7 protein-coding genes are annotated in these 14,585 nt (G+C 25.4%); 5 read left to right on the top strand and 2 right to left on the bottom strand.

The annotated features are described in order from the left end of the window. Positions 1-27: 27 nt before the first annotated feature. From rpoC to purH, 3 genes are all read left to right on the top strand, one after another. Positions 28-4,248, top strand: a complete 4,221-nt coding sequence (gene rpoC / locus BUAMB_RS00165; RefSeq protein WP_014499771.1) for a DNA-directed RNA polymerase subunit beta' — start codon at positions 28-30, stop codon at positions 4,246-4,248. Positions 4,249-4,860: 612 nt separating this feature from the next. Continuing rightward, on the top strand, positions 4,861-5,133 hold the full coding sequence (locus tag BUAMB_RS00160; protein ID WP_014499770.1) for an HU family DNA-binding protein: 273 nt from the start codon (positions 4,861-4,863) through the stop codon (positions 5,131-5,133). Positions 5,134-5,316: 183 nt separating this feature from the next. Then, on the top strand, positions 5,317-6,894 hold the full coding sequence (purH, locus tag BUAMB_RS00150; protein ID WP_014499769.1) for a bifunctional phosphoribosylaminoimidazolecarboxamide formyltransferase/IMP cyclohydrolase: 1,578 nt from the start codon (positions 5,317-5,319) through the stop codon (positions 6,892-6,894). A gap of 122 nt (positions 6,895-7,016) precedes the next feature. On the opposite strand, the gene metE is transcribed toward purH, so the two are convergent. Together metE and BUAMB_RS00140 are read right to left on the bottom strand one after the other, a co-directional pair. Further along, positions 7,017-9,299 carry a 5-methyltetrahydropteroyltriglutamate--homocysteine S-methyltransferase gene (gene metE, locus BUAMB_RS00145; protein ID WP_014499768.1) on the bottom strand — a complete coding sequence of 761 codons (2,283 nt, stop codon included), beginning with the start codon at positions 9,297-9,299 and terminating at the stop codon, positions 7,017-7,019. A gap of 933 nt (positions 9,300-10,232) precedes the next feature. Continuing rightward, positions 10,233-11,036, bottom strand: a complete 804-nt coding sequence (locus BUAMB_RS00140) for a Cof-type HAD-IIB family hydrolase (protein WP_014499767.1) — start codon at positions 11,034-11,036, stop codon at positions 10,233-10,235. A 185-nt stretch (positions 11,037-11,221) separates the two neighbouring features. On the opposite strand from BUAMB_RS00140, the gene glmU reads away from it, so the two are divergent. Both glmU and glmS read left to right on the top strand, forming a co-directional pair. Beyond that, entirely contained in the window at positions 11,222-12,598 is a 1,377-nt protein-coding gene (gene glmU / locus BUAMB_RS00135) for a bifunctional UDP-N-acetylglucosamine diphosphorylase/glucosamine-1-phosphate N-acetyltransferase GlmU (protein ID WP_014499766.1), read from the top strand. Positions 12,599-12,673: 75 nt separating this feature from the next. Next, a complete protein-coding gene (glmS, locus tag BUAMB_RS00130) occupies positions 12,674-14,503 on the top strand; it encodes a glutamine--fructose-6-phosphate transaminase (isomerizing) (RefSeq protein ID WP_014499765.1) in 1,830 nt (609 codons plus the stop codon). Positions 14,504-14,585 lie beyond the last annotated feature (82 nt).

The raw sequence follows: 14,585 nt of genomic DNA, 5'->3' as shown, positions 1-14,585 counted from the left end.
AAGTTTTACTCTAACGAGAGATAATCTGTGAAAGATTTACTAAAATTTCTTAAATCTCAAACTAAAAATGAAGATTTTGATGCCATTAAAATTTCATTAGCTTCTCCTGATATGATAAGATCTTGGTCATTTGGTGAAGTTAAAAAGCCTGAAACTATTAATTACCGAACATTTAAACCTGAACGAGATGGATTATTTTGTGCTCGTATTTTTGGTCCAGTAAAAGATTATGAATGTTTATGTGGTAAATACAAAAGATTAAAACATAGAGGCGTAATTTGTGAAAAATGTGGTGTAGAAGTAACACAAAGTAAAGTCAGACGAGAACGAATGGGTCATATAGAATTATCATCCCCTACAGCTCATATTTGGTTTTTAAAATCTTTACCATCAAGAATAGGATTACTATTAGATATGCCTCTTAGAGACATTGAAAGAGTGTTATATTTTGAATCTTATGTCGTTATAGAAACAGGTATGACTAATCTTGAAAAACATCAAATTTTAACTGAAGAACAATATGTCGATGCATTAGAAGAATTTGGAGATGAATTTCATGCTACTATGGGAGCAGAAGCAATTCAATACTTATTAAAAGATATCAATTTAGTTCAAGTATGTAATACATTAAGACTAGAATTAAACGAAACAAATTCTGAAACAAAACGAAAAAAACTAACAAAACGAATTAAATTATTAGAATCTTTTATTCAATCTCATAATAAACCTGAATGGATGATTCTTAACGTATTACCAGTACTACCACCAGATCTCAGACCATTAGTACCACTAGATGGAGGAAGATTTGCAACGTCAGATTTAAACGATTTATATCGTCGAGTAATTAATAGAAATAATCGTCTAAAACGTTTATTAGATTTAGCTGCACCAGATATTATTGTAAGAAATGAAAAAAGAATGTTGCAAGAAGCAGTAGATGCTTTATTAGATAATGGAAGAAGAGGGCGAGCAATTACTGGTTCAAATAAAAGACCTCTTAAATCATTAGCTGATATGATTAAAGGTAAACAAGGAAGGTTTCGACAAAATCTTCTTGGAAAACGTGTAGATTATTCTGGTCGTTCAGTTATTACTGTCGGTCCCTACCTTCATTTACATCAATGTGGATTACCTAAAAAAATGGCATTAGAGCTATTTAAGCCATTTATATATGGAAAATTAGAAGTACGTAGTTTAGCAACTACTATCAAAGCAGCAAAAAAAATGGTAGAAAGAGAAGAATCAGTAGTCTGGGATATTTTAGATGAAGTAATTCGCGAACATCCAGTTTTATTAAATCGCGCACCTACTTTACATAGATTAGGTATACAAGCATTTGAACCAGTTCTTATAGAAGGCAAAGCTATTCAACTACATCCTTTAGTATGTGCGGCTTATAATGCTGATTTTGATGGTGATCAAATGGCTGTACATGTCCCTCTTACTCTAGAATCACAATTAGAATCTAGAGCCTTAATGATGTCAACAAATAATATACTATCTCCAGCTAATGGAGAGCCAATTATCGTACCTTCTCAAGATGTTGTATTAGGTTTATATTATATGACTCGCGAGAAAATTAATAGCAAGGGCGAAGGTATGTTATTAAACAGCTCTAATGAAGCAGAAAAAGTATATCATTTAGGAATTGCTGAATTACATGCTGCAGTTAAAGTACGAATAATAGAATATAAAAAAAATGAAGATAACAGTTTTACTCCAAGAAAAAAGATAGTGTCTACTACGATTGGACGAGCGATTTTATGGATGATTATTCCAAAAGGACTTCCTTTTAGTATCATCAATCAAACTTTAGGAAAAAAAGATATCTCTAAAATGCTGAATACTTGTTATCGTATTTTAGGCATTAAACCTACTGTATTTTTTGCTGATCAAATTATGTATACCGGTTTTGCTTATGCAGCACGATCAGGATCTTCAGTTGGTATTGATGATATGGTGATACCTGAAAAAAAAGCAAATATTATCAGTGAAGCAGAAATTGAAGTAGCTGAAATACAAGAACAATTTCAATCAGGATTAGTAACATCAGGTGAAAGATATAACAAAGTGATTGATATTTGGGCAGCAGCAAATGAACGTGTAGCAAAAGCTATGATGAAAAATTTATCTACAGAATCTGTGATTAATAAAATAGGTTCAAAACAAACACAAATATCTTTTAATAGTATATTTATGATGGCAGATTCAGGAGCAAGAGGTTCTGCTGCACAAATTCGTCAATTAGCTGGTATGAGAGGTTTAATGGCTAAACCAGATGGTTCTATTATTGAAACACCAATTACAGCTAATTTTCGAGAAGGTTTAAATGTATTGCAATATTTTATTTCTACTCATGGAGCACGAAAAGGATTAGCAGACACTGCTTTAAAAACTGCTAATTCTGGATATTTAACACGTCGTTTAGTAGATGTTGCGCAAGACTTAGTTGTCACACAAGACGATTGTCAAACACATGAAGGAATTTTAATGACACCATTAATTGAAGGAGGAGATGTTAAAGAACCTTTACGTGAACGAGTATTAGGACGAGTCACTGCAAAAAATATTAATATTCCTAATACTAAAAATATTTTAATTGAAAGAAATACATTACTTAATGAACAATTATGTGATCTTCTACAAAAAAATTCTATAGATACTGTTAAAGTAAGATCAGTAGTAAACTGTGATACTGATTTTGGTGTCTGTGCTTATTGTTATGGTCGTGATTTAGCTCGGGGTAATTTAGTAAATAAAGGTGAAGCTATTGGAGTCATTGCTGCTCAATCTATAGGAGAGCCTGGTACACAATTAACTATGAGAACTTTTCACATTGGAGGAGCCGCATCAAGAGCAGCATCAGAATCTAGTATTCAAGTTAGAACTCAGGGTATGATTAATCTTAATAATGCTAAATCTGTAAAAAATTCTAATGGAAAGATTGTTATTACTTCTAGAAATGTTTCACTAAACATTATTGATAATTTTGGACGAACTCAAGAAAGTTATAAAATTCCTTATGGAGCAATTATGGCCAAGGGAGCTGGTGAACAAGTTAATTCTGGAGAAACTGTTGCAAAATGGGATCCACATACTATTCCAGTCATTACTGAAGTTAATGGTTTTGTGCGATTTGTAGATATGATAGATGGTCAGAGTATTACCAGGCAAGCTGATGAATTAACAGGTTTATCGTCTATAGTAATATTAGATACAGCAGAGAGAATGTCTATTGGTAAAGATTTAAGACCTGCATTAAAAATTATTGATCATCATGGTCATGATGTACTAATTTCAGGAACAGACATGCCTGCACAATATTTTTTACCTGGAAAAGCTATTGTTCAACTTGAAGATGGGGTAAAAATTAGCTCTGGTGATACATTAGCAAGAGTACCACAAGAATCAGGAGGAACTAGAGATATTACTGGTGGCTTACCAAGAGTAGCAGATTTATTTGAAGCTAGACGTCCAAAAGAATCAGCAATTTTAGCAGAAATTAATGGTATCATATCTTTTGGAAAAGAAACAAAAGGAAAAAGACGATTAATTATTACTCCAGTTAATGGTAATGATGCTTATGAAGAAATGATTCCAAAATGGAGACAATTAAATGTTTTTGAAGGAGAACGAGTAGAAAAAGGTGATATTATATCTGATGGACCAGAATCACCACATGATATTTTAAGACTCAGAGGAGTTCAAGCAGTAACAAAATATATTGTTAATGAAGTCCAAGAAGTATATCGACTTCAAGGTGTAAAAATTAATGATAAACATATTGAAGTCATTATTAGACAAATGTTAAGAAAAGCTACTATATTAAAATCAGGAGATTCAACGTTTTTAGATGGCGAGCAAGTAGAGTTTTCACGCATTAAAATGTCTAATCGTATTTTAGAAAAAAATAACAAGATACCTGCTACTTTTTTAAGAGACTTGTTAGGTATTACAAAGGCATCACTTGCAACAGAATCTTTTATATCTGCCGCTTCTTTTCAAGAAACAACAAGAGTATTAACTGAGTCTGCAGTCGCAGGAAAAAAAGACGAACTTAGAGGTTTAAAAGAAAATGTAATTGTCGGACGTTTAATTCCTGCAGGGACAGGATATGCATATCATAAAGAACGTTTAAATCGTAGACAAAAAAAACATCATCCAATGATTAGTAGTTCTCACGTGAGTGCAGAAGAAGCTTCTGCTAGTCTTTCAGAATTATTAAATTCTACTCTCACAGAAAAATAAAATAATTATTTTAATATTTTAATATATATTTAAATTATGGCTGCTCTTAACAGCAGCCGCAGAAAAAAATATAATAATTTTAAATAATATTGAAATTATTATTTTATAAGATATTAACTGTTCTTAAAATTATTTGTTTTATATTATAATATTAAATAAATAATTAATTTAAAAAATAAAATTTTTAATATATTTATATAAACTTAGTTTTAAGAATTAATAGTGTTTATTATGTGATATATAACAATCTTAAAATATTAAATAATATTCGATTAAAACAAATATACATATTATTAATAGAATATATCAATATACATATATTTTTTCTATATATTATTTTTTAATAATGTTTATATATATTATAAAGTTTAATCTCTATCATGAATGCATTTTTAAACAATTCTTCTTTTTTTATATTTATTTTCATAACATAAATATTTATTCATACACAATAAAAAATTATATTTTTTCTTTTTATATTATACATGTATAAAAAAAGTTAAAAATACAAAAAAAAATGTAGTTTTTCAAGTAAAATTTTCTATCTAAATTTAAAAAAATAATGAATTAATAAATTATTAGTTTTCAGATTTAAATAAAAAAGGAAAAATAATGAATAAAACTCAATTAATTAGCGTTATATCTAAAAAATCTAATGTATCTAAAATACAAGCTAAAATAACCTTAGAAACAACATTATCAACTATAATTGACTCTTTAAAAAAAGGAGAATCAGTACAAATAGTTGGTTTTGGTACTTTTAAAGTTAATTTAAGATCATCTCGTATAGGAAGAAATCCTCAAACAGGTAAAGAAATACAAATCCCTGCTACTAAAGTACCAAGTTTTACATCTGGTAAAACATTTAAAAATGCAATTAAATAATAATTATCTTATTTATATATCTCAAAAATTTATAAGGGGCATTATGCCCCTCATTTTAAACATTATATCTATTATAATTAATTTAAAACATATTTATATTTATTTTAATAATATAAATATCAAAAAATTTTATAGTATAAGAAATTATTTAATTTTTTCTATTTACAAAAAAGAAAGTCTATTATGTTACCAACTAATCTTATAAAAAATGCTTTAATTAGTGTCTCAGATAAAGAAAATATTTTAACAATAGCACAAACATTAATTACAAATAAAATCAAGTTATTTTCAACAGATGGAACTGCAACTATTTTAAAAAAAAATAATATACCTGTAACAGAAATATCAAATTATACCAAATTTCCTGAAATCATGAATGGACGTGTTAAAACGTTGCATCCTAAAATTATGGGTGGAATTTTAAGAAGACAAAATCAAGATGAAAAAACCATGAAGCTATATGATATTTTACCAATAGATATAGTCATTGTAAATTTTTATCCATTTAATAAAATAATACAAAATATTTCAAAAAATAGTATAAATGATATTATAGAAAATATTGATATTGGTGGACCTACGTTAGTACGAGCAGCTGCAAAAAACTATCAAAATGTTATAGTCATCGTAGATATTAATGATGTTAAGAAGATTATAGAATCTATTAAAAATAATACTATAAATATAGAAAATAGATTTAATTTAGCATCTAAAGCGTTTGAATATACATCATCTTATGAAAAAATGATTTCAGAATATTTTATTCAAAAAATAATTTTCATAAAAACAATAGTCATAATTTATTTCCAAAAAAATACATTTTTCTTTTATAAAAAACAAGACTTAAGATATGGTGAAAATCATCATCAACAAGCATCTTTTTACATAGAAAAACATATCTGTCAATCTGGAACTATTAGTACTGCAAAACAGATACAAGGAAAAACTTTATCATATAATAATATAGCAGATGCTGATATAGCATTAGAATGTGTCAAAAAATTCAAAACACCAGCATGTGCTATTGTAAAACATGGAAATCCATGTGGTGTTGCAGTAAGTAATTGCATTTTAAAAGCATATTTATCAGCATATTATGCTGATCCTATTTCAGCATTTGGAGGAATAATTGCTTTTAATGATATCTTAGATATGAAAACAGCTAAAACTATTATTGATACACAATTTATTGAAGTAATAATAGCACCTGAAATTAATATATTCGCAAAAAAAATATTACAAACTAAAAAAAATATCAGAATACTAACTACTGGTAAATTTAAAAATGAAAAAATAGGATTAGATTTAAAAAGAATTACGAATGGTTTGCTCGTACAAGAATATGATTTAGATAATATAGATCATAAAGAATGGATTATAGTTACAAAACGTATTCCAACAAAAATAGAATTTAAAGATGCTATTTTTTGTTGGACTGTAGCTAAATTTGTAAAATCAAATGCAATTGTATACGGACGCAATCAAGTAACTATTGGTATAGGAGCTGGTCAAATGAGTAGAATTTATTCTACAAAATTAGCTAATATAAAAGCACAAGATCAAGGTCATAAAATTATAGGTGCTACAATGGCTTCTGATGCTTTTTTTCCTTTTAGAGATGGAATTGATAGTGCTGCTTCTATTGGTATTAAATGTATTGTTCAACCAGGAGGTTCAATACGCGATCAAGAAATAATTCAAGCGGCAAATGAACATGATATAGCAATGATTTTTACTAATCAGCGTCATTTTAAACATTAATTATATTTATTAAAAAATAGAATAATTATCATTATTTTTTTTTAAATAAAACATTTATAAAAATTAAATCATCATTTAGATTGTTAAATATTCTAAAAGATGATTTAATATCATACCAATAATCAAGTTATTTGATTACTAATAATTTGATTTCTAATTTTTTTAGTCGATATTATCATATTTTTTAAAGATAATATTGTTTCATTCCAATTTCTTGTTTTTAAACCGCAATCGGGATTAACCCATAGACGTTTAAAGGGAATATATTTTCTTGCTATATTTAAAAGTTTATAGATCGACTCTATACTTGGTATATTAGCAGAATGAATATCATATACTCCAGGACCAACTTCATTAAGATATTTGAATTTTTGAAATGATTGTAATAATTTCATATCTGATCGAGCTGTTTCAATAGTAATAACATCAGCATCTAACAAAGCAATAGAATCCATGATATCGTTAAATTCAGAATAGCACATATGTGTATGTATTTGTGTGGTATTTTTGACACTTGATGAACTTAACTGAAATGTCTTAACTGCCCATGATAAATATTCAGGCCAATCACTTTTATGTAAAGGTAAACCTTCACGTAATGCTGGTTCATCAATTTGAATAATTTCTATTTTTGATTTTTCTAAATCTAATACTTCATCACGTAGCGCAAATGCTATTTGTGTTGCAATTTTTTTTAATGAAATATCTTCTCGTGGGAAAGACCAAAATAAAATTGTAACTGGTCCTGTTAACATGCCTTTAACAGGTTTTTTTGTTAAAGATTGAGCATATTTAGACCATTCTATAGTAATAGGTTGAATGCGACTAATATCTCCAATAATAATAGGAGGTTTGACACAACGTGAACCATAACTCTGTACCCATCCATTTTCTGTAAATACAAATCCATCCAAATGTTCACCAAAATATTCTACCATATCATTTCTTTCGGATTCACCATGTACTAATACATCTATATCTAATTCTTCTTGTATTTTGATAACTTTTTTAATATTATTTTTAATACTATTATGATATTCTTGTTCACTAATTAATCCAGATTTAAAATCTCGTCGTAATTTTCTTATATCAACAGTTTGAGGAAAAGAACCAATAGTTGTTGTTGGTAAGATAGGAAAATTAAATTTTTTATGCTGTTCTACAGCCCGAATATTATAAGCATTAGAACGTTTATATTTATAATTAAAAGAATTTGATAAACGTTTTTGCACTTCAATATTATGTACTTTTTTAGAAAAAACACGATTATGAATCGGTGAGCTCCATTGTTTAATTAAATCTAAATTATTCTCATTTAAAGCATTAGATAATAATTTTAATTCTGTACATTTTTGAACTGCAAAAGAAAACCAATTTTTCACTTCTGGATCTAAAGATTGTTCTGTTTTTAAATCCATAGGAGTATGTAATAAAGAACAAGACGAACCAATCAGTATATCTCTATTATTATTTATAATAGGCATAATAAGTTGAAACCATTTTACAAGATCGGCACGCCAAATATTTCTCCCATTAATTACACCTAAAGATAATATCCATTCTGTTGGTATTTTTGAAATAAAATTGATTAAATCATATTTTCCATATACTAAATCAATATGAATACCTTGAACTGGTAAATTACGAATAAAACTTATATTATGTTCAATACTATCAAAATATGTTGTAAGTAATAATTTAATATCTCCATTTAAATGTTTATACACATCATAATAAGCATCTCTCCATTTTTTAGGTAATTCTAAAACTAAAGCAGGTTCATCAACTTGTATTAAATCAATACCCCGATTTGATAATTGTTTTAAAATATATTGATATATTGGAATAATATCTTTTAAAATATTTAAACGATCAAAGTATTCTCCTTTAACTTTTCCCAACCAAAGATATGTAATTGGACCTAAAATTATTGGTTTAACTTTATATCCTAGTGATAATGCTTCATCTACTTCATCTAAAATTTGTTTCCAAGAAAATTTAAATACTGTATTTTGATAAAATTCTGGAACAATATAATGATAATTAGTATTAAACCATTTAGTCATTTCTGACGCAGAAACATCTGGAGCAAAACCTCTTGCTATACGAAATAAACAATCTAAATCAATATCATCACTAGAATTAATAATGTGATGTCTTTCTGGAATATTGCCTAGCATCATAGTAGTAGTTAACACATGATCGTACCAAGCAAAATCTCCAACTGGTATATAATCTATACCTGCTTCTTTTTGTATCTCCCAATTTTTTTTTCGTATTTTAAAACCTTCTAATAAAAGTTCATTACGTGTTAAGTTACCAGACCAATATTTTTCTTGAGCTTTTTTTAACTCACGATATAAACCTATTCTTGGAAATCCGAGAGTATGGTTTAAAATTGTCATATTTAATATCCTATGATTAATAATTAAATCATTTCTTAAAATATTAGATTGATAATTGCGGTGTATTAAAAGTATATTATATACTTTTAATCTTTAAAAAAATTATCATATATAAATAGTTAATTATCAAAATAAAAAATCTTGTCATGAAGATTACAATCTCTCAAAATATAAAAAATATTAAAAAATAGTTTATTGAAAAAAACTAAAATACAACTTCTATTCTAAATGAGTGACAATTATTAAATTTATCAATGAATTATAAAAAAAATAAAATATACATTATATTCATCAGAAATAATAATTTTATTTGATTTTCCTATTTTGGTAAGTATTTGACTGTAATTATGTAAAGAAATATTATATATAATATTGAATCTATATCATTATATTAAATTTATTATATATCTGATGATCAAATAATAATCAAAAAATAATCACAAACTAAGAAATACTATTTATATTTAATATTTTATTATAATTACTTTCATTTATAAATTATTTAATTATTTTGAAAAATAATATTTTTTTTTAAAAAAATATTATATCTAATATTATTAGTCGATTTATGTACTAATAATAGAAGTAATATATAGTAATATTTTTTATAACCTTCTGTGAGAATATCTATGTGATAACAAATAATATATTATATTTTTTCAATAATTTAATTAAAAAATATACATTTTTACACTATTTGATTAAGTAATAAATTATTCTAAAAAATTAATTACCACTTAATTTCAACAATAGAAAATAAAACTTTATAAAACATAACATCAAGATATATATAATCATAAAAAAAATCATTAGATAAAAAATTATATTAATTTTATAAGTTTATACTGTCTAATTACTACTATTTTATTTATTATATATAATACTAATTTGATAATTAAAATAAAAATTTATTAAAATTTTATACTATATTTTTTATTTTCTTATAAAAATATCATATAAACATTTTGCAACACCATTATTATCATTACTATCAATAATTTCAATATTTGGACATTCATTTTTTAAATTTATATCTGCATTTTTCATAATATATGCTTTACCAACAATAGTTAACATGTCTTTATCATTCATACCATCACCAAAAGCAATAAAATTATCTAAAGATATTTTTAATAAATAAGATATTAATTTTAATCCATAACTTTTAGAACTTTTTTTGGATACAACTTCAAGACAAGCAGGATCTGAAAAATTAATACACACTTTATTATTAAACAATTCAATAACTTTTTTTCTAAGTACATATAATTTTTTATAATTATGACTTGTAAAAAAAATTTTACTAATATTTTTATAAATTAAATAATCAGGATGAAAATATTGATATTTTAATAATGACAAATCTGGTAAAAATCGATTTTTTATATTTTGGTTATTAATATACCATTGATTATTTTGATATATGTGCGTAATAATATCTGAGTCGTTATATACGATTTTACAAAGTATTAAAGCAATATTTTTATCTAAATTATCACTAAATATTAGTTTATTATTTATATTATAAATTTTAGCACCATTTGAAGTAATCATAAAAGCTTTTATTTTTAAAAAGTCTCTTATTTTAATAACATCTATATAATGACGCCCTGAAGCTAAAATGAAATATATTTTTTTTTGTTTTAAAATATCTATAATTTCTTTAGTATATTTTGTAATTTTATTGTCTGAAGATAACAAAGTTCCATCTAAATCTAAAACGATGACTTTATACATAAAGATAACCTAATAAAAAACAATATATTTTATTATAAAATATATTCTATGTATACTCATTAAAATCTCATTTATATAAACATTAATATACTCAAAAAACTAAAAAATATTAACTTATCACGTTCTCTTTCAATAAAATATTTTATATTTATAATTATATTACAAAAATTTATACAAGGATATTTATGTTAAAACAAAAAATTATCGTAGTAATACTTGCTGCTGGAAACGGTACTAGAATGCAATCAAACTTTCCTAAAGTATTGCATGTTTTAGGAGGAAAAACAATTTTAGATCATGTTATTCATACTGCACAATCTATAAAACCTAAAAAAATTATATTAGTATGGAACAATAAAAAAAAAATCAAAGTATCTAATCCTAATAATATTCCTATTGAATGGATTATACAAAAAAATCCACAAGGAACAGGTCAAGCAATACTATTAGCTATAAAAAATATTATTAATAATGAAAATATTTTAGTGCTATATGGAGACGTTCCTTTAATATCTATTGAATCAATAAAAAAATTACAATACGCTAAAAAAAATTCTAAAATTAGTTTATTAACAATAAAAATGAATAATCCTTATGGATATGGACGTATTTTACGAACTAAGGGAAGAGTTAGCGGTATAGTTGAAGAAAATGATGCAAATGATAAACAAAAAAAAATTAAAGAAATATATTCTGGAATATTTATTGCGCCAAGTCAGGATTTAAAAAGATGGTTAAAAAAAATTAATAACAAAAATAAAAACAAAGAATTTTATGCAACTGATATTATTGCTTTAGCTTACTTTGAAAAGCATTATATTAAAACAATACAACCATTAAATCAAGAAGAAATATTAGGGATTAATAATAAAAGACAATTATCAATTGTAGAACATATTTTTCAAAAAAAACAAATTAATAAATTACTTGATAACGGCATTATATTAAAAGATTCTTCTCATTTTATTTTACGTGGGACGTTAAAACATGGTCAAAATGTTGAAATAGATACAGCAGTAATTCTTGAAAAACATGTTGTTTTAGGTGATGATGTGAAAATTGGTCCAGGATGTATCATTAAAAATAGTACTATTGATAGTCATACTAATATTCAGGCATATACAATTATAGAAAATTGTCAGATAGGTAAAAATTGCACGATAGGTCCCTTCACTCATATAAAAGATAATGCTAAATTAGATAAACATGTCACAATAGGAAATTTTGTTGAAATTAAACATAGTATAATTAAAAAAAAATCTAAAGTAAAACATTTAAGTTATATCGGTAATGCTGAACTTGGTTCTCAAGTAAATTTTGGAGCTGGAAGTGTAACATGTAACTATGATGGTGCTAATAAATTAAAAACTATTATTGGTAATAATGTATTCGTTGGTTCTAACACACAATTAGTTGCTCCTATAAACATTATTAAAAATACAACTATTGCTGCAGGAACTACTGTTACAAAAGATGTAAACATACCATGTTTAGTATGCAATAAAAAAGAACAAATTTATAAAAAAAATTGGAAACGACCTCAAAAATCGCATAAAAAATAATCATAACAACACATTAAATCAGTATATTTATTTTCAATAAATAATATATTTTATTAAAAAATCAAAGGTATTAATATGTGTGGTATCATTGCTGCAGTAACAAAACGTAATATTATAAATATTCTAATTGATGGAATGAAAAAATTAGAATACAGAGGATATGATTCATCAGGTTTAGCAATCATCGATCATCACAATCATATTATTCGCATTCGTTGTGTTGGCAAAGTTGATTCTCTTATAAAAAAAATAAATAAAAAAAAAATATTAGGAAATATTGGTATTGCACATACTCGCTGGGCTACTCACGGTAAAATATCAAAAGAAAATACTCATCCACATATGTCATCAAACATTGTAATTGTGCATAATGGAATCATTGAAAACTGTTCTATATTACGTACTTTTTTAAAAAAACAAGGATATAAATTTTATTCTGATACTGATACAGAAGTTATTGCTCATTTATTACATTGGGAACAAAACCAAAAAAAATATTGTCTTAAAAAAGTCATACAAAATAGCATAAAAAAATTATATGGTAATTATAGTATGGTTGTAATGGATAAAAATAACCCTTCAAAATTGATTGCAATACGATCTGGTAGTCCACTAGTAATTGGACTTGGAATAAAAGAAAATTTTATTGCTTCAGATCAAATTGCATTATTAAATATTACAAAACGCTTTATATATTTAGAAGAAGGAGACATAGCTATTGTTCAAAATAATAAAATTAATATATTTAATAAATATAATCTTCAAATAAACAGAAAAGAAATTCTATCTAATATAGAATATAAGTCTGCAAATAAAGGAAAATATCATTTTTATATGGAAAAAGAAATACATGAACAACCTTGTTCTATTAAAAATACTTTAAAAAATCGGTTGCAAGAAAATCAAACAGTATATTTTTCTGAATTAGGATTGAAAAAAGATAATTTGTTAATTAATACAGAACATATTCATATCGTTGCATGTGGAACTTCATATCACGCTGCTATGGTAGCAAAATATTGGTTTGAATCACTGGCTAACATTCCTTGTGATGTTGAAATTGCATCTGAATTTTCATCAAGAAAATTAGTTGTAAGACAGAATAGTTTATTCATTACTTTATCTCAATCAGGTGAAACAGCTGATACACTAGCAGCATTAAGATATTCTAAAAAACTTGGTTATTTAGGAAATTTAACTATTTGTAATATGGAAGGATCATCCTTAGTTAAAGAATCAGATTGCTATATATTAACTCAAGCTGGTTTAGAAATTGGAGTGGCTTCAACGAAATCTTTTACTACTCAATTAACTGTGCTACTTATGCTTATCTCTAAAATAATTACTTTAAAAAATAAAAACAATAATACAGCAAAAATAATTATAAAAACAATACAACATTTACCTCAAAAAATTCAAGAAATTTTAAATAAAAAACAAATAATGAAAAAAATAGCTCAAAATTTATCAAACAAACAAAATGTACTATTTCTTGGAAGAGGGGATCAATATCCTATTGCGATAGAAGGAGCTTTAAAATTAAAAGAAATTTCTTATATTCATGCTGAAGCTTATCCATCTGGAGAACTTAAACATGGCCCTCTTGCATTAATTGATAAAAATATGCCAGTTATTATTATTGCTCCCAAAAATTCTTTATTATCAAAAAATCAACAAAACATCAAAGAAATTTCTTCTAGAGGTGGTTTAATTTATATTTTATCTGATCAAGATTTTGATGATGAAGATAATATTCATATAATCAAATTACCATATATAGAAGAATTGATAGCTCCTATTTGTTATGTAATTCCTTTACAATTATTAGCTTATTATATTGCTCTAATAAAAGGTAAAAATATTGATCAGCCAAGACATCTTGCGAAATCAGTTACTGTCGCATAAAATTTTATTAAGTGAAAAATTTTATTAATTAAATATTTTTAAAGAGTATGAGTTTTCTATTTTATAAAACTTAATCTCATAC

Origin of the sequence: Buchnera aphidicola str. Ua (Uroleucon ambrosiae) (assembly GCF_000225465.1) — a bacterium.
Taxonomy (GTDB): Bacteria; Pseudomonadota; Gammaproteobacteria; order Enterobacterales; family Enterobacteriaceae; genus Buchnera; species Buchnera aphidicola_B.
The sequence above is the reverse complement of the archived record's forward strand: the minus strand, read 5'-3'. Positions and strand labels throughout refer to the sequence as shown.

Excerpts from the sequence above, each read along its gene's own strand:
- purH (WP_014499769.1), top strand. The coding sequence starts at position 5,317 with ATGTTACCAACTAATCTTATAAAAAATGCTTTAATTAGTGTCTCAGAT.
- metE (WP_014499768.1), bottom strand. The coding sequence starts at position 9,299 with ATGACAATTTTAAACCATACTCTCGGATTTCCAAGAATAGGTTTATAT.
- glmS (WP_014499765.1), top strand. The coding sequence starts at position 12,674 with ATGTGTGGTATCATTGCTGCAGTAACAAAACGTAATATTATAAATATT.
- BUAMB_RS00140 (WP_014499767.1), bottom strand. The coding sequence starts at position 11,036 with ATGTATAAAGTCATCGTTTTAGATTTAGATGGAACTTTGTTATCTTCA.
- BUAMB_RS00160 (WP_014499770.1), top strand. The coding sequence starts at position 4,861 with ATGAATAAAACTCAATTAATTAGCGTTATATCTAAAAAATCTAATGTA.
- glmU (WP_014499766.1), top strand. The coding sequence starts at position 11,222 with ATGTTAAAACAAAAAATTATCGTAGTAATACTTGCTGCTGGAAACGGT.